Here is a 15,138-nt window from a genome sequence, read left to right as displayed (position 1 = left end):
GAGCACTTGTCGCTTTCAATTTGGGTGACCTCGGTTATCGAGAGTATTGGAAATCCTAAGCGCGATAAGTTCAGAAGATATTTTGCGACACCAGAGCTCAAAATCCAGCTAGGCGTTCGGCAAGCCAAAATGTGGCGATGCATCCGATTGGATAGCCAAGAAACCGTCGCCATGTGCCTTGCACCAGCGACCAGCCCCAAATCGTCTGGACGATCTTCTGCAACGTCAAAAACACACTCAAAACGGCGAAAATAAAGGTAAGTTGTCCCGCCTCGACACCGAGATTGAAGGCCAACAGAGCGGCCGGGATATCTTGCTCTGGCAAGCCGATCTCGTTCAGCGCGCCGGCAAACCCCAATCCGTGCAGTAGACCAAAACCAAAAGAGATCACCCAGGGGAATCGGCTGGTGAGCGTCTTCTGCCTCTTGTTCGAACGCAGCACCTCGGTTGCCAGAAAGACAATCGAAAGCGCAATGACCGCCTCAACCGGAGGACCGGGTACGTTCAACACACCAAAGGTAGCAAGGCCCAGTGTGATCGAATGAGCGAGGGTGAAGGCTGTCACGGCCCAGATCAATTGGCGCAGGTTACGGATCAGCACAAGCAGAGCAAATACAAACAGGAGGTGATCCCAACCCTCCAGAATATGTTCGAATCCTAACACACCATATTGCCACAGCGTCTGCAGCAGGCCTTGTTGCGCGAGCAGCGTTACGGCAGGTGCGTCCGGGGTCAGACGAAACGTGGCTGTCGTCTGGGCACCAAGATATCCGACCCTGAATAAAACATCTGTTCTTTGCTCGTCGAGGCCGTCGATCAGAATGGTATTGCCCCGCAGATCCTCGGCGCAGGTTATCCGCCAAGCCTGAGTCCAGGCGCGTCCGTCAAATACCGGCGCGTCGAGGGTCGGAGACTGGCAGTTCGCCGGAAGCTTGACGTGAATGTCCATCGGTGCGCCTCGGACGTCGGGCTTGCGCCAGAAAACGTACCAATCTGCCTCGGTCTCTTGCGATATCTCAAGATAGCCGGGCTCCAATGCGTGCGCATTTACCGTCACCGGAAACAAAAGCGCCGATAGCATCGATATGAGTACCAGAAGGTGTCTCATTGGTCATCCGAGTGCGAGTCGACGGCTTGAGGTTCCCGTATTGTATATGCTGATCTTAGGGTGTCGAGGTATGTTTGCGTGGCAAGCTCGGCCTGACTGGCTTGCCATTCGGCCAGCACTTTGTCGCGCACATCATCCAATGAGGGCAGTACCGCCTCGGTACGCGCGCCCAATCTCACCAAATGGTACCCGAAGGATGATCGAACCGGGCCGTTCCATTGCTCAAGCGGCAGCGTGTCCAGCTGATCGAAAAAGCCGTTTCCGAAACTTCCGTCGATCGCTGTTCTGACACTCAGACCAAAATCAGACGGAAGAAGGGACGCTTGACCAAGCTGACTGTGATCAGCTCCGCTCTTCAACTCGTCCAGGATTTGCTCAACATAATCCTCGCTGGGGTTTTGGCCCAAATGGACGAGGCTGGCAGCGACTTGAACCGGGATCGTAAAGCGTTCGGTATTCTCGGAAAGATACGTTGTGAGAACTTCATCCGTGGGCCGCAATGCCCGCGCCTCTGAGACCAGCAAAAAATTCATCTTCTGCACCAGCCGATTGCGGATGATCTCGTCATTGCCATCCAACCCCAGCGCCAGTGCCTCGCGGTACAGAATTTCGCGGTTTAGCCAATCTTCTTTGAGGTTGTAAAATTCCTCTTCGCTCGGAGGACGACGCCAAGTTTCTTCGAATTGAAGCGCAAGCAAGTCAAGCTGGCGCTGATCCAGCACAATCACACGCGACTCGGGATCTACAGTCCACTCGTCCGTTTGAACAAGATTGAACCAAAAGAAAATCAGAACACCAAGAACCGCAAATTGAAAAAAGGGTTCGGTTAAAACGCGTCGCATCGTACTTTTTTGCGAGGGAACACTCATGCAATATCTATCCAGTTTCGCGGCCTGCACTTTGGGACAGTCAACTTAACATCTATGCGAACCCTGCCTATTACCAAAATAGAGTCATCGAAAAAGTTGTGCTCATGGGACACAACCGATTGCCTTGCTGGCCCGCCACCGCCGTTCCACGATGAGGCTTTAGGCCAAGCGGCCGAGGTCTTAGATCACTGGCACGTTCAGTATGAACGCCTTTGATCTGGGGCAAAAAGAGACACCTCGCACCGATCAATGTTCACAGCGGGCCGAGAGACATAAGGTCTGCCCGACCCGGCCCTGAGGTGGCGAATACCCGACAGTGGTCAGGTATTGGTGTCAGTGTGCGCCATCCCACCGGAAATCTCTTCGGTAGCTTCGGGACCCAAGGGGTTTGGCAGGATCAGGTTCAAGACAATGGCGATAAGCGCGGCAGGCAGCAATCCGGATGTCACCAGAATACGCGGGGTGTCCGGCAGATGCTGTACCGCCCCGGGTTCCAACTGCAATCCCAAGCCAACCGAAAGAGCGATGGCAAAGATCACCATGTTGCGCTTGTTCCAATCGACATCCGACAGCATCGACACACCGGCGGCGACCACCATTCCGAACATGACGATAACACCACCGCCCAATACCTCGATGGGAACAGTTCGGATCACCGCACCGACCTTGGGGACCAGACCGCAGAGGATCAGAAACAGCGCCCCAATCGTCACAACATGACGGCTCATCACTCCGGTCATCGCAATAAGTCCAACGTTCTGGCTGAAGGATGTGTTGGGCATACCCCCAAAGATACCCGCAATGGCGCTACCGACCCCATCTGCATAGGTTGCACCGGTGATTTCCTGTTCGGTGGCTTCCCGCCCGGCCCCACCGCGCGTAATCCCGGACACATCACCGACGGTTTCGACCGCCGAGACGAAGGCCATCAAACAAAACCCGATGATGGCGGCTGCTGAGAACTCGAACCCGTATTTGAAAGGTTGAGGCAGCGCGAATGCGGCTGCGTTGTTCCACGAACCGGAGATCGCGCCAAATGACAGCATTCCTGTTGCCAGGGCAAAGACATAGCCCGCAAGGATGCCGATCAGGACCGCAGAAACCGAGAGCATCCCGTGAGTGTAGAACTTTAGCCCGAGCGTGACAAAAATCACGACCAATGCGGCAGCCCAATTGTGTAGGCTTCCATAGTCCGGAGTGCCGATCGCGGGCACGCCACCCGCCGCATATTGGATGCCCACCTTAACCAAGGCCAAACCGATCATCGTGACCACAAGCCCAGTGACCAAAGGGGGCAAAGCAAACCGGATCTTGCCAATAACGGTGCCAAGCGCTGCATGAAAAAGTCCACCAATCAGGACCCCACCGAACAGCGCCGCAAGACCATCCACGCCTTTGCCCGCAACAAGCGGGATCATGATGGGAATAAAGGCAAAGCTGGTGCCTTGCACGATGGGCAAGCGTGCACCAACGGGCCCAACTCCGATTGACTGGAAAAGCGTTGCGATGCCCGCGAACAACATGGACATCTGAATCATGTAGAGCAGTTCCGGAAAATCCGGTGAGTTCGACCCGAACCCAAAACCTGCGGCCCCGGCAACAATGATCGCAGGTGTGACATTCGACACGAACATCGCAAGGACATGTTGTATTCCCAGAGGAACTGCCTTGACCAATGGCGGTTTATAGTTCGGGTCGCGAAGTTGTTCGGCCGAGCCGATCGAGTCCATGTTCATATCAGTGTCCCGTGTTTTCTCTTTTGATATCATACTGAGATCTAGACAGGGCGCGCGCAAGCCTGTGGCAGCGGGACATCAAAATCATCCGAACCTGCCGCATTCCAAAGCGAGGGACACGTCAGATGCTCAAGAATTGGCGTTCTTTAGAAAGCCCGTCGGGGCACCAGCGGCAGGGGTCACTTGATAACGATGCGGGCGACAAAGCCAATGATCGTTTGCGCCAATGGCTGCAATCAGAATGAGATTGAAATCACTGGGACATTTCAGGTGAGGCCAGTTTCAACCCGCCGATCTGGACCAGGTGATCGACAATCGTGTCGACGCCTTTTCGCTGAAGCAGTGATGTAAACACAAAGGGGCGTCCGCTGCGCATGCGGGTTGCGTCGCGCTCCATCACCTCAAGTGACGCACCGACATAGGGCGCAAGATCGGTCTTGTTGATGATCAGCACGTCCGATTTCGTGATTGCCGGACCACCCTTGCGCGGGATTTCTTCGCCTGCAGCAACGTCGATCACGTAAAGCGTCACATCCGCCAGCTCCGGGCTGAAGGTGGCCGACAGATTGTCTCCGCCGCTTTCGATCAGCACCAGATCAAGATCGGGATGACGCGTGCGCATCTCGGCAACGGCAGCCAGATTGATCGAGGCATCTTCGCGGATCGCCGTATGAGGGCAGCCGCCCGTCTCGACCCCGATGATCCGATCTTGCGGCAGGATTTGCAGCCGCATCAGGGCTTCAGCATCTTCCTGCGTGTAGATGTCATTGGTGATCACGCCCAGCGAACAGCGGTCGCGCAATGCCTCGGACAGGGCAGCGGTCAGCGTTGTCTTGCCTGCGCCCACCGGGCCACCGATACCAACGCGCAGGGGTCCGTTCATCGTGCTCATGTGCGGAAGATCCTTGAATATTGGGTTTCATGCTGCATCGACGCAATATCGGACAAAAAACCGGTCGATGCCAGATCTTCCAACCCGGCCTGTTGCGCCGCTTGGGCGATACGCGAACAAAGCGGTGTCAGGTCTCGGATAATCCTTTGCGCATCTGTCTGACCCAAGGGCACCAACCGTGTCGCACAGGCGACAAGGTTCGACAGGAACGCTTGCAGGAACATCTGGGTTGTAAGAGGTAACGGCAGGGCCTGTAGCCGCGCCGCGCGCCCTACGGCAACCGGATAGCTGAGCCCGCTCAGATCCGCGCCCCAGACAACCGAAGTGATCTCACCAAAGGCCTGACCCAGAAGATCGGTTTCTTTCAGCCGCTCGGAGGAGGCACAAAAAGCCCGCGCCGCCGCATCGGTGGCCGCCAGTTGTTCAGGATCATCGGCCTTATACCCCGCCACCAGAAACACCGCATCAATCCAGCCGGAGCCGAACTCCAGCACATCCGCGATCCAGGCCTGGGTGTCAGTCGCAGTATTGATCCGACCTGCCTCGATCGCGGCCTCAAGCCCGTGCGAATAGGCAAATCCACCCACCGGATAGGCAGGCGAGAGCCATTGGGTCAGTGTCAGGATATCGGCGTCAGTGGGAATGGCCATGGGTCCTGCCGTGGCCATAGGCACCGCCTTCGGGCGTGAAGGGTTCGTGCACTTCGCGCACGGTTGCGCCGATCTTCAACAGCATGTCGCGGATGACATGGTCAATCTGGATCAGCAAGCGACCCGGTTCGATCTGACATGGGGTGTGGCGATTGCCGATATGCCAGGCGATGCGGGTAAGATCCGGTGCGGTGACCTCCAGCAAAGCCTCGGGCGCCGCAAGGATTTCGACTTCCCGCCCATCGTCAAGGATCAGGGCACCGCCGTGGTCCAACGAGGTGGTTTGCGCCAGATCGATCAGGATCTGTTCACCGCTTTCGCAAGTCAGCACCTTGCGACGCAGAAACCTGTCCTCATAGGTCAGCGACAGGTTATCAGCGGGATCGCCATGGGTATGGTTTGCGTATTTACGCGCGGTGCAGAAGAGGGCGTTCATGAGCGCCCCCCATCTGCAATGGTTTTGCTTAGCGCCAGATGGACCCGGCAAAGACGTGCTGCACGATCCCATCGCGTGTCAGGCCACGCTCTTTCAGCTCTTCGTCGCTGAGCGATGCGTAGAAGTTCAGCTGCCGGCTGCGCGACCGCGCTTCGCCCATCGCGCAAAGACCGGCAAACAGGCTTTCGCCGACGGTGCGGAACAGTCCGGAAAGAGAAATGCCGGAACGGGTGTTGAGTGTTGTATCTGCCATCAGGACCCCCAGAATCATGGGTTATGTTGGTCCTCCCCTGGCGTTGAGTTTTTTTCATTTCAACCTCGATGAGTAGAGGGTTAATTGTCATGGCCGGATTGCACATGCTGCAATGCAGCACAAATTTTGGTCAGAATAAAAAGTAGCGTTGCGCCATGGGTAGAACTTCGGCGGGCTGACAGGTCAGCAGCTCACCATCGGCGCGCACCTCATAGGTTTCAGGGTTGACCTCGATCACCGGGGTTGCATCGTTCAACTTAAGATCACGCTTGCCAATGCTGCGGGTGTTCTGGACTGCGACCGTCTGCTTTGCCAGACCCAGCTGGCCCGCAATTCCATCGGCCTGAGCGGCCTCGGACACGAAGGTGACAGCCGAGTGTTCAACCGAGCGCCCGTAGGCACCAAACATCGGGCGGCTATAGACCGGTTGCGGCGTCGGGATCGAGGCGTTCGGGTCGCCCATTTGCGCACAGGCGATGGTGCCACCCAACAAAACCATTTCCGGCTTCACCCCGAAAAAGGCCGGGTTCCACAGAACCAAATCGGCGCGTTTGCCTTCTTCGATACTGCCTATCTCATGGCTCAGGCCATGGGCGATGGCCGGGTTGATGGTGTATTTGGCGATATAGCGGCGGACGCGCAGGTTGTCGTTTTCGCCCGTTTCCTCGGCCAAACGGCCCCGCTGTTTCTTCATCTTGTCTGCGGTCTGCCAGGTGCGGATCAGAACCTCTCCGACCCGGCCCATGGCCTGACTGTCCGACGCAATGATCGAAAACGCGCCCATGTCGTGCAGAATATCCTCGGCCGCGATAGTTTCGCGCCGGATGCGGCTTTCGGCAAAAGCCACGTCCTCGGGGATAGATTTATCCAGGTGGTGGCAGACCATGAGCATGTCCAGATGCTCCTCGACCGTGTTCACCGTGAAGGGCCGCGTCGGGTTGGTGGATGAGGGCAGAACGTTGTTTTCACCGCAGATCTTGATGATATCGGGGGCATGCCCGCCCCCCGCGCCTTCGGTGTGGAAAGCATGGATCGTCCGGCCTTTCATCGACCCCACGGTGTTTTCCACGAAACCGGATTCGTTCAGCGTATCGGTGTGGATCATCACCTGCACATCCATCGCATCCGCCACCGTCAGGCAGCAATCGATGGCAGCAGGCGTGGTGCCCCAATCCTCGTGCAGTTTCAGCGCGCAAGCGCCTGCTTTGACCTGTTCCTCCAACGCCGCAGGCAGCGACGCGTTGCCCTTGCCCGCGAAGGCCAGGTTCATCGGAAAGGCGTCCGCCGCCTGCATCATCCGCCCGATATGCCAGGGGCCGGGCGTGCAGGTGGTGGCCAGCGTGCCATGGGCCGGGCCCGTGCCGCCGCCCAGCATGGTGGTCAGCCCCGAATGCAGCGCGTCTTCGATCTGTTGCGGGCAGATAAAGTGGATATGGCTGTCAAACCCGCCAGCGGTCAGGATGCGCCCTTCGCCCGCAATGGCCTCGGTGCCCGGACCGACTATGATATTCACACCCGGCTGCGTGTCAGGGTTTCCAGCCTTGCCGATCTTGGCGATGCGCCCGTCTTTCAGGCCCACATCGGCCTTGTAGATGCCCGAGTGGTCCACGATCAGAGCATTGGTGATCACCGTATCCACCGCTCCGTCCGCGCGGGTGACCTGAGATTGCCCCATCCCGTCGCGGATCACCTTGCCACCCCCGAACTTGACCTCTTCGCCATAGTGCAGAGCGTTCGTACCGCTACCGCCTGTCGCATCAGCTCCGGCGCGTTCGGCGGTCAGATCACGCTCAACCTCGATGATCAGATCGGTATCGGCCAAGCGCAGCTTGTCACCGATGGTGGGGCCGAACATGGCGGCATAGTCAGAGCGGTTAATAGTTGCTGGCATTAAAGCGCCCCCATGACCTTTTGATTGAACCCATACACGCACCGTGCGCCGCCGATGGGGATCAGCGAGACCTCGCGGCTTTGACCGGGCTCGAACCGCACCGCTGTTCCCGGCGCGATGTCGAGGCGCAGGCCGTGGGCCGCCGCGCGGTCAAACTCCAGTGCCGGGTTGGTCTCGGCGAAATGATAGTGGGATCCGACCTGAACCGGGCGGTCACCCGTGTTGGCCACCATCAGGGTGGTCACCTCGGCGCCGGGGTTGAGGGTGATCTCACCTTCGGCTGGGAAGAGCTCTCCGGGGATCATTTGTTCTGTCTGATCATCACGATCACAGCAGCCGCTGCGACAAGGACCAACCCAACACCCAATGCAGCATAGTCGGTGCCATGCGCATGGATATGCGTATCAGTATGTGCTGCGGCAGGGCCGGCAAGGATCAGTGCGGGAAACAACATGCGCGTCATTTTTGGGCTCCGTTCATTTGGGTTATCGAATGGGGTTGTGGACGGTCACAAGCTTGGTGCCGTCAGGAAAGGTGGCTTCGACCTGTACCTCGTGGATCATCTCGGCCACGCCTTCCATGCATTGGTCGCGGGTGATGACCTCGGCCCCCGCCTGCATCATGTCGGCCACCGAGCGCCCGTCACGCGCGCCTTCGACCACCGCATCGGTAATCAGGGCAATCGCCTCAGGGTGGTTCAGTTTGACGCCGCGCGCCAGTCGTTTGCGTGCAACCTCGGCGGCCATGGCGACCAGCAGTTTGTCTTTTTCACGCGGTGTCAGGTTCATATCAGATCGTCCAGCATCGAGGGAGAGTGTCAGAGTTCAGCTGCCGCAGGATCGGCAGTAATGAGCTGCGCAGCGCAAAGCTGTTTTCGGCCAGCAGTCGAACGGTCAGCAGATCATCGCGGATCAGGCTGACCCCTGCGGTTTCGGGCAGCAGATCGCGGATCGTTGTCAGATGAGCCGCCGCGGTATCAGCAGCAAACACAACCAGCGCCATGGCCCCTGCCCCATCGGCAATCGCGGGCCGCGCCAGATGGTCGTGCAGGTTGCCGTCAAACGCCATGGCATCCAGAAACGCGGGTTTTTGGTCGCGCCGGATCTCGATCCGGTCCTTCAAGCGCACATCGGTCAGCCGCTCGCCCATCGCGGGGCGACCAAAGACGAAAGGCTCGACCATCAGCGCCGACGCACCGAGGGCCAGATCAATCTCCAACCGGCGGTCCAAAGCGCAGCCATCGAACAGGATCGTCTCTTGCGGCAACCAGTTGAGCCGTGCCCCTGCCTCGACCTGCACTCTGTTGCGGATCTTGCCTGTCTGCTCGGGCTGCGCGCGGTAAGCGCGCTCGCAGGCTTGGGTGGTCAAGGTCAGAGTGGTGCCCACCGCGACCTCACCTGCGAACCGAAACTGATCTCCGCCTGTGACGCCCCCGGCTGTGTTGAGTAAAACCGCATCCAGATGTACGGCATTCTGCCTTGGAAACAGACACTTGAACGAGCCTGACTGCCGAAACCGGTCAATCACGCTGCGATTGCCCAAAGGTTTCGTCCGCAAGACCACCTGCCCCTCAGCCCGCGGCTGAAGAAGCTTCTGTGCAGGAGCTATGGGAAAATGTTGGGTGATGCCGTCCACCTTCGGATCCTTGATACCGAAAGTGTTGTCGCCACTTTGCCCGGGAATCTCTATTGCGGCGCGGGCTGGCAATGCCGACAGGGTTCTTTCTGCCTATTTCTTGGGCGATTATTCACACCCGTGATGAAAAAGTAGTCTGACTGCGCCTCCAACCAACAACGCCTTCACAAGGCGTACGCGGCGGCCCTGACAACAGCTCATGATTTAGCAAAAGGCTCTGAGCCCGTGTCGGGAATCAAATTCAGAACAAAGGTTTTATTCACCTTGGCCAGACTTTTTCTTTACGCAAAGGAAAATAGGCCCGGATATGTAAAGTTTAACTTTGCGTATTTGGAAATTCGCAATAATTTAAATCTACTACGGCAAGGCATCAGGTGCGGGTGGGGTTTTTCGCCAATTTGCAATTCTTCCGTTTTCACCAGTGTTGCGAAACATTAGGATGCGCGGCGCGAGCAGTCGCCCTCATAAACAGAACAGCCAAAGGCGAGCATAGTGAATTCGATTTCTCCTCCTTCTGCCCCCGCTCGGCATGAATTGGAAAAAGTACGCAATCAGGGCATCACGTTTCTGGCCATTGCCTTTTTGTTCAGCGTATTCGTCAACCTGTTGATGCTGACGGGCCCTTTGTTCATGCTGCAGGTCTATGACCGGGTGTTGGGCTCTCGTGCAGTTGAGACGTTGACGGCTTTGTTCTTGCTCGTTGCACTGCTTTACGGCCTCATGGCGTTGCTGGACTATGCGCGTGGGCGGATTGTGGCGCGATTTGGTGCGCGGTTCCAGTCACAGCTGGATGAACGCGTGTTTGACGCCACGATGCAACATGCGCTGCATCCCAAGATGCGCGCTGCCCCGGCAACGGCCCTGCGGGATCTGGAAACCATTCAGAACCTGTGTTCTTCGCCCATCCTGCTGGCAGTCATGGATATACCTTGGACGCCCGTCTTTCTGGCTGCGATCTTCCTGTTCCACCCGCTTTTGGGCTGGTTGGCAGTAGCCGGTGGTACGCTTTTGGTCGTGATCGCGATTGTGAACCAGGCGCTGACACGTCGCCGTGTGGCTGGTGCACAGATCGCATCCGCCAAGGCCAACGCGTTTTCCGAGCAGGCCCGCCAAGCGGCTGAGGTCGTCCGCTCGCAAGGGATGCAAGAGGACGTGACCCGCCGCTGGTTGCAACAACGTACTGATGCGCTGGCGCAGACGATCAAAGCCAGCGACTGGACAGGCAGCTTTACCTCATTGACAAAATCTCTGCGTCTGTTTCTGCAATCGGCCATGCTGGCCCTTGGCGCCTGGCTGGTTTTGCGCAACGAACTCACGGCGGGTGCGATGATTGCGGGTTCCATCTTGTTGGGCCGAGCGCTGGCGCCGATCGAACAGTCAATCGGGCAATGGGGCACAATCGAACGGGCGCGCGCGGGCTGGTATTCGCTTAACCGGTTTCTGGACAATACCCCGCCCGAAACACCACGCACAAAACTCCCCACACCACCGGCTGAACTGGTGGCCAAGGGCATCACTGTCATACCTCCTGGCGCAACCTCGCCGACACTGCGCGGTGCGTCTCTGACACTGGGCCCGGGCAAGGCGTTGGGCGTAATCGGCAAAAGCGGATCGGGCAAAACAACTTTGGCCAAAGCCTTGCTGGGCCTGTGGCAGCCTGCAGTCGGTGAAATCCGACTGGGTGGCGCGACGCTGGATCAATATGACCCCGATGATCTGGGCCAGCATATCGGTTACCTTCCGCAACAGGTGACGCTGTTCAACGGCTCTGTTGCCGAAAACATCGCCCGTATGTCCCAAAACCCCAACCCTGATGCTGTGGTGGCGGCTGCCAAAAAGGCCAATGCGCATGAGCTGATCTTGTCGCTGGAAAAAGGTTACGACACGTTTCTTGAGGGCAATGACAGCCAGCTTTCCGGGGGTCAAAAACAACGCATCGCTTTGGCTCGGGCTCTTTACGGCAACCCTGTGCTGCTGATCCTGGATGAACCGAACTCGGCCCTCGACGCGGATGGAACTGAAGCGCTGAACGCCGCGATCCGCGAGCTCAAGGCCGATGGCAAATCCGCTATCGTCATGACGCACCGGCCGCAGGCGATCTCGGAATGTGATGATCTGGCAGTGGTCGAGCGCGGCCAAATCGTCAAGTCCGGCAGCCGTGACGAGGTTTTGGGCGCGATCGTTCAAAACGCGGGGGCCATCAAGCGCAACTTTTCCAAGGTGGGTCGGTAATGGCAAAACACGCTAACAACCGCCCGGCCTGGAACATCACCTTCCCCGCGACTGTCGGCTTTGTCGCTTTGGCCATACTGGTCGGAGGATTGGGAGTCTGGAGCATCAAGACCCGGCTGGCTGGCGCTATCATCTCACAAGGTGTGGTCGAAGTACAAAGCAACCGTCTTGTGGTAGAGCATCCCGATGGCGGCGTTGTCGGCGAGATATTCGTCCGCGACGGAGACCAGGTCGAGCGCGGCGATATGCTGTTGCGGTTGGATGACACGTTCCTGATCTCGGAAATGAAGATCGTCGAATCGCAGTTGTTCGAATTGCTGGCCCGCAAGATCCGCCTTGAAACCGAGCGCGATGAGCTGAGCGCTGATGTGCTGGCTGAACGTTTCGCTGAACTAACTGCGCAAGAGGATATCGACCCCGAGCTGCTGGCGGGTCAGGAACGCCTGTTCACAGCCCGTCTGGCGACTCTGGCACAGCAAACCGAGCAGTTGGGCGAGCAAAAGAAACAGATCCTCAGTGAAATCGGCGGGACCGAGGCGCAATTGCAGTCGCTGCAGCGTCAGATCGCCCTGATCCGCGAGGAACTGGAAGATCAACAGAGCCTTCTGGGCCGCGGCCTGACCCAGGCCAGCCGCGTTTCGGCCTTGCAGCGCGAAGAAGTGTCGATGGACGGGGAAATCGGCAGCCTTGAGGCCACAATCGCGCGTTTGCGCGGCCAGATCGCGACCACTGAAATCCAGATCGTCGAACTGTCGGCCACCCGCCGAGAAGAGGCAATCACGCAGCTGCGCGACGCAGAAGCAAGCATTGCGGAACTGTCCGAACGGCGATTGTCGCTTTCTGAACGCCTGTCCAGGCTCGACATACGCTCACCGGCGACAGGTACGGTCTATGACAGCCAGGTCTTTGCCCTCCAATCGGTGATCCAACCCGCCGAACCGATGATGTATGTGGTTCCGCAAGATGCCCCCTTGCTGGTCGCAGCCCGGGTGGATTCGTTGCATGTGGATCAGGTACACCGGGGTCAGCCCGTTGCACTGCGCTTTCCTGCGTTCAATCAGCGCGAAACGCCCGAGATCGAGGGACAGGTTTTCAACGTCTCAGCCGACGCCTTCACCGATGAGCAGACGGGTTTCAGCTTTTACCGTGCTGAGATTATTCCCAACGAAGGTCAGACCGATCGCCTGAATGGCCAGGTTTTGCTGCCTGGGATGCCGGTGGAGACACTGATCAAAACAGATGAACGCACCCCTCTGTCTTATCTGGTCAAACCCATGGCAGACTATTTCAACCGGGCTTTCCGGGAATAGGCTCAGATCGCCTCGACATTGCCCAGCAGGATCGAAGTCATGTCAGCGGTGACGACATTGTCGATCACGGTCACCTGAACACCGGTGTCGTAATCTACGTTCGTCGGGGTGATGCCGGACAGGTCGGTACTGGCGTCCAGAAAGACCCATTTGGCGTCATGGGCCGGGGTCTGACCCACTGCCACCTGAAGGATCGACAGCGCATCCAGAGCGTTGATCGCACCGTCCTGAGTGATGTCGGACGCGATCAGCGCCTCAGGCGTGGCCGGGCCCCAGGTCGGGTCCAGACCGACCGAGATGCGCAGCACCTGCAACGCGTCCAGAGCTGTGATCTCACCGCCAGCGGTCGAATAGTATTTCTCGGCATCCAGATGCCCCGTATAGGTGCGATCCGGCAGATCCAGGTCAAACACGCCCTGATCATCAGCTTGTGCTGTTACCTTTGGCCCTGCATCCAAGGTCAGTTGGATCTCGGCATCTGTCAGCCCCGGATTCGGTCCAGTCGAATCCACTGAAACAGGGCCTGCAATCCCGGACGATGTATTTGTGTCGGGCCCGGTGAACAAATCCACGGGGACATGGTCCGCACCATCGAACCCGGCACCAAAGATATCCACACTGGTCAGCGGTCCGCCCGAGGCGGATTGCACCTCGATCATCTCGTCCCGGTAATGGATTTCGGCCCCTTGCGCGGTTGGCGTTACCGTTAGCTGCGCGGGCGACCGCAGGAAAGGGAAGGCTGTCAGGTCCAACTGATCCACCCCCGGTTCAAAGTCGGTGATGACTGTGTTGCCGACCCCACTGCGCATGGCGAAGATGTCGGCCCCTGCCCCTCCGGTCATAGTGGTCTCGCCCATTCCCGCAATCAGAATATCATCGCCTGCGCCACCCAAGAGGGTGCTATCCCAGAACCCACCAGCCAGCATGTCGTCCTGCGCGGTGCCGTTTACCGTGCCAAAATCTTCGATCACAACGCCCAGATCGGCCACCGAAACGCTCAGTTGAGTCAGCCTCGCATCCTCTTGCGCCCCGACAAAGATCTGCAACTCGTCGCCAACATGGGCGACAGACAGGGTTTCGACATTTTGCAACCCGCTGCTGAGCGTGTCGGCAAAACTGTCAAGATGGATCAGCTTGCCATCTGTTGTCATAGTGAACAACGCGACGCCGTCGTCGCCCCCTCCCACCACCACAAAGACGCGGTCATCAACCTCAACCACCGCCATATCCTGAACCGCGCCGAATCGCGTATGCAACGTGTCCAGCGCATGATCTGTTGGTGACAGGCCGCCATCGGCGGACAGACGCAGCACGCTCAGCGAATTGCTGGCCGAACCTGCGATCACGATCCAGCTTTCACCATAGGCCTCGATGGTTTCAACCGCAGTGGGCGTACCGATGCCCAGAACATCAATCGCGTATGACGTATCGATCTGGCTGAGCGCGCCCGAAGTTTGGTTGACGGAATAGATCGCAACGGTACTGGAGGCCGCGTCGGTGCCGATCAGAAACGGGTTCCCCCCAGACTGCACAACCTGCATCGAATCGACCTGTGCCGAGACAAAACCAACACTGCTGAGCGACCCGTCAGGATCGATATCGTAGGTGCCGATTTGTCCAGAATCTTCATGGGCCAGTAGAAGTATATCGCCACCGGTGATGCTCAGCTGCGCCAGTGCCGAGATATCGCCGCCACCAACCAGAGTACCGGTTTCCTGAAGGGCTCCGATCGTTCCATCATTGTTGAGGCCATAGCCCACCAAGCCCGTGGCGGTATTGACATCAAGGATCAATTGTTCGGACCCGCCAAGGGTGACGGGCATTCCGTCGCGATCGATCTGATAGGTGATGGTCGGGCCAAAAAGCTGCTGATCGATCAGCGTCGGGCCCGTGTCTTCCGACAGTCTCCAAGACGCAAACCCACCCCCAAAGCCGGTGACGCTGTAGAGATACACGTCACCGTTAAACGTTTTTAAAGCCGTATCGCCGATACCTGAATCGAGCGCCGCGGTCCCCGTTGCGACCACTCTTTCGAACTGAAGCTTCATTGCCGTTTACCCCCAACGCCACCTCTGGCGTTGAACACAGGATGACCGGCAGCCCAGACCAAAAGCAAAGCAGGAATG

15 protein-coding genes are annotated in these 15,138 nt (G+C 58.0%); 2 read left to right on the top strand and 13 right to left on the bottom strand.

What is annotated here, in order from left to right; translation table 11 throughout:
* Window positions 1-97 precede the first annotated feature (97 nt).
* From GOX45_RS19275 to GOX45_RS19220, 12 genes are all read right to left on the bottom strand, one after another.
* Window positions 98-1,108: a HupE/UreJ family protein gene (locus GOX45_RS19275; RefSeq protein WP_254446090.1), complete on the bottom strand. Its 1,011-nt coding sequence runs from the start codon at window positions 1,106-1,108 to the stop codon at window positions 98-100.
* Window positions 1,105-1,950, bottom strand: a complete 846-nt coding sequence (locus tag GOX45_RS19270; RefSeq protein WP_171103101.1) for a peptidyl-prolyl cis-trans isomerase — start codon at window positions 1,948-1,950, stop codon at window positions 1,105-1,107. The genes GOX45_RS19275 and GOX45_RS19270 overlap by 4 nt, the downstream gene beginning before the upstream one ends.
* Window positions 1,951-2,297: 347 nt before the next feature.
* Window positions 2,298-3,713 carry a uracil-xanthine permease family protein gene (locus GOX45_RS19265; RefSeq protein ID WP_171103100.1) on the bottom strand — a complete coding sequence of 472 codons (1,416 nt, stop codon included), beginning with the start codon at window positions 3,711-3,713 and terminating at the stop codon, window positions 2,298-2,300.
* A 253-nt stretch (window positions 3,714-3,966) separates the two neighbouring features.
* Window positions 3,967-4,605 (bottom strand): urease accessory protein UreG, encoded by a 639-nt coding sequence (gene ureG / locus GOX45_RS19260; RefSeq protein ID WP_171103099.1) that lies wholly within the window; start codon window positions 4,603-4,605, stop codon window positions 3,967-3,969.
* A complete protein-coding gene (locus GOX45_RS19255) occupies window positions 4,602-5,273 on the bottom strand; it encodes an urease accessory protein UreF (protein WP_254446089.1) in 672 nt (223 codons plus the stop codon). Before GOX45_RS19255 ends, ureG begins: the two co-directional genes overlap by 4 nt.
* Window positions 5,239-5,691: an urease accessory protein UreE gene (locus GOX45_RS19250; protein WP_171103098.1), complete on the bottom strand. Its 453-nt coding sequence runs from the start codon at window positions 5,689-5,691 to the stop codon at window positions 5,239-5,241. The genes GOX45_RS19255 and GOX45_RS19250 overlap by 35 nt, the downstream gene beginning before the upstream one ends.
* 28 nt (window positions 5,692-5,719) lie before the next feature.
* A complete protein-coding gene (locus tag GOX45_RS19245) occupies window positions 5,720-5,944 on the bottom strand; it encodes a hypothetical protein (RefSeq protein ID WP_171103096.1) in 225 nt (74 codons plus the stop codon).
* A 130-nt stretch (window positions 5,945-6,074) separates the two neighbouring features.
* Window positions 6,075-7,835: an urease subunit alpha gene (gene ureC, locus GOX45_RS19240; RefSeq protein ID WP_171103094.1), complete on the bottom strand. Its 1,761-nt coding sequence runs from the start codon at window positions 7,833-7,835 to the stop codon at window positions 6,075-6,077.
* Window positions 7,835-8,140, bottom strand: a complete 306-nt coding sequence (locus GOX45_RS19235; protein WP_171103092.1) for an urease subunit beta — start codon at window positions 8,138-8,140, stop codon at window positions 7,835-7,837. Before GOX45_RS19235 ends, ureC begins: the two co-directional genes overlap by 1 nt.
* Window positions 8,137-8,298 carry a hypothetical protein gene (locus tag GOX45_RS19230; RefSeq protein WP_171103090.1) on the bottom strand — a complete coding sequence of 54 codons (162 nt, stop codon included), beginning with the start codon at window positions 8,296-8,298 and terminating at the stop codon, window positions 8,137-8,139. The genes GOX45_RS19235 and GOX45_RS19230 overlap by 4 nt, the downstream gene beginning before the upstream one ends.
* A gap of 22 nt (window positions 8,299-8,320) precedes the next feature.
* Entirely contained in the window at window positions 8,321-8,623 is a 303-nt protein-coding gene (locus GOX45_RS19225; protein ID WP_171103089.1) for an urease subunit gamma, read from the bottom strand.
* A 1-nt stretch (window position 8,624) separates the two neighbouring features.
* A complete protein-coding gene (locus GOX45_RS19220) occupies window positions 8,625-9,398 on the bottom strand; it encodes an urease accessory protein UreD (protein WP_171103161.1) in 774 nt (257 codons plus the stop codon).
* A 564-nt stretch (window positions 9,399-9,962) separates the two neighbouring features.
* Here GOX45_RS19220 and GOX45_RS19215 point away from each other — a divergent pair.
* Complete coding sequence (locus tag GOX45_RS19215) at window positions 9,963-11,702, top strand: type I secretion system permease/ATPase (protein WP_371808997.1); 1,740 nt, start codon at window positions 9,963-9,965, stop codon at window positions 11,700-11,702.
* The gene (locus GOX45_RS19210) at window positions 11,702-13,012 is read left to right on the top strand and encodes an HlyD family type I secretion periplasmic adaptor subunit (protein WP_171103085.1); all 1,311 of its coding nucleotides are present in this window, start codon (window positions 11,702-11,704) and stop codon (window positions 13,010-13,012) included. Before GOX45_RS19215 ends, GOX45_RS19210 begins: the two co-directional genes overlap by 1 nt.
* Before the next feature lie 2 nt (window positions 13,013-13,014).
* Here GOX45_RS19210 and GOX45_RS19205 read toward each other — a convergent pair whose 3' ends face one another.
* Window positions 13,015-15,060 (bottom strand): hcalcium-binding protein, encoded by a 2,046-nt coding sequence (locus GOX45_RS19205; RefSeq protein ID WP_171103083.1) that lies wholly within the window; start codon window positions 15,058-15,060, stop codon window positions 13,015-13,017.
* Between the last annotated feature and the right edge of the window lie 78 nt (window positions 15,061-15,138).

Source organism: Ruegeria sp. HKCCD7255, assembly GCF_013031565.1.
Lineage (GTDB): Bacteria > Pseudomonadota > Alphaproteobacteria > Rhodobacterales > Rhodobacteraceae > Ruegeria.
The sequence above is the reverse complement of the archived record's forward strand: the minus strand, read 5'-3'. Positions and strand labels throughout refer to the sequence as shown.

What these genes read in the sequence shown, in the direction of transcription:
- ureG (WP_171103099.1), bottom strand. Translation starts at nt 4,605, where the DNA reads ATGAGCACGATGAACGGACCCCTGCGCGTTGGTATCGGTGGCCCGGTG.
- GOX45_RS19205 (WP_171103083.1), bottom strand. Translation starts at nt 15,060, where the DNA reads ATGAAGCTTCAGTTCGAAAGAGTGGTCGCAACGGGGACCGCGGCGCTC.
- GOX45_RS19245 (WP_171103096.1), bottom strand. Translation starts at nt 5,944, where the DNA reads ATGGCAGATACAACACTCAACACCCGTTCCGGCATTTCTCTTTCCGGA.
- GOX45_RS19265 (WP_171103100.1), bottom strand. Translation starts at nt 3,713, where the DNA reads ATGAACATGGACTCGATCGGCTCGGCCGAACAACTTCGCGACCCGAAC.
- GOX45_RS19255 (WP_254446089.1), bottom strand. Translation starts at nt 5,273, where the DNA reads ATGGCCACGGCAGGACCCATGGCCATTCCCACTGACGCCGATATCCTG.
- GOX45_RS19250 (WP_171103098.1), bottom strand. Translation starts at nt 5,691, where the DNA reads ATGAACGCCCTCTTCTGCACCGCGCGTAAATACGCAAACCATACCCAT.
- GOX45_RS19225 (WP_171103089.1), bottom strand. Translation starts at nt 8,623, where the DNA reads ATGAACCTGACACCGCGTGAAAAAGACAAACTGCTGGTCGCCATGGCC.
- GOX45_RS19275 (WP_254446090.1), bottom strand. Translation starts at nt 1,108, where the DNA reads ATGAGACACCTTCTGGTACTCATATCGATGCTATCGGCGCTTTTGTTT.
- GOX45_RS19270 (WP_171103101.1), bottom strand. Translation starts at nt 1,950, where the DNA reads ATGCGACGCGTTTTAACCGAACCCTTTTTTCAATTTGCGGTTCTTGGT.
- ureC (WP_171103094.1), bottom strand. Translation starts at nt 7,835, where the DNA reads ATGCCAGCAACTATTAACCGCTCTGACTATGCCGCCATGTTCGGCCCC.
- GOX45_RS19210 (WP_171103085.1), top strand. Translation starts at nt 11,702, where the DNA reads ATGGCAAAACACGCTAACAACCGCCCGGCCTGGAACATCACCTTCCCC.
- GOX45_RS19235 (WP_171103092.1), bottom strand. Translation starts at nt 8,140, where the DNA reads ATGATCCCCGGAGAGCTCTTCCCAGCCGAAGGTGAGATCACCCTCAAC.
- GOX45_RS19230 (WP_171103090.1), bottom strand. Translation starts at nt 8,298, where the DNA reads ATGACGCGCATGTTGTTTCCCGCACTGATCCTTGCCGGCCCTGCCGCA.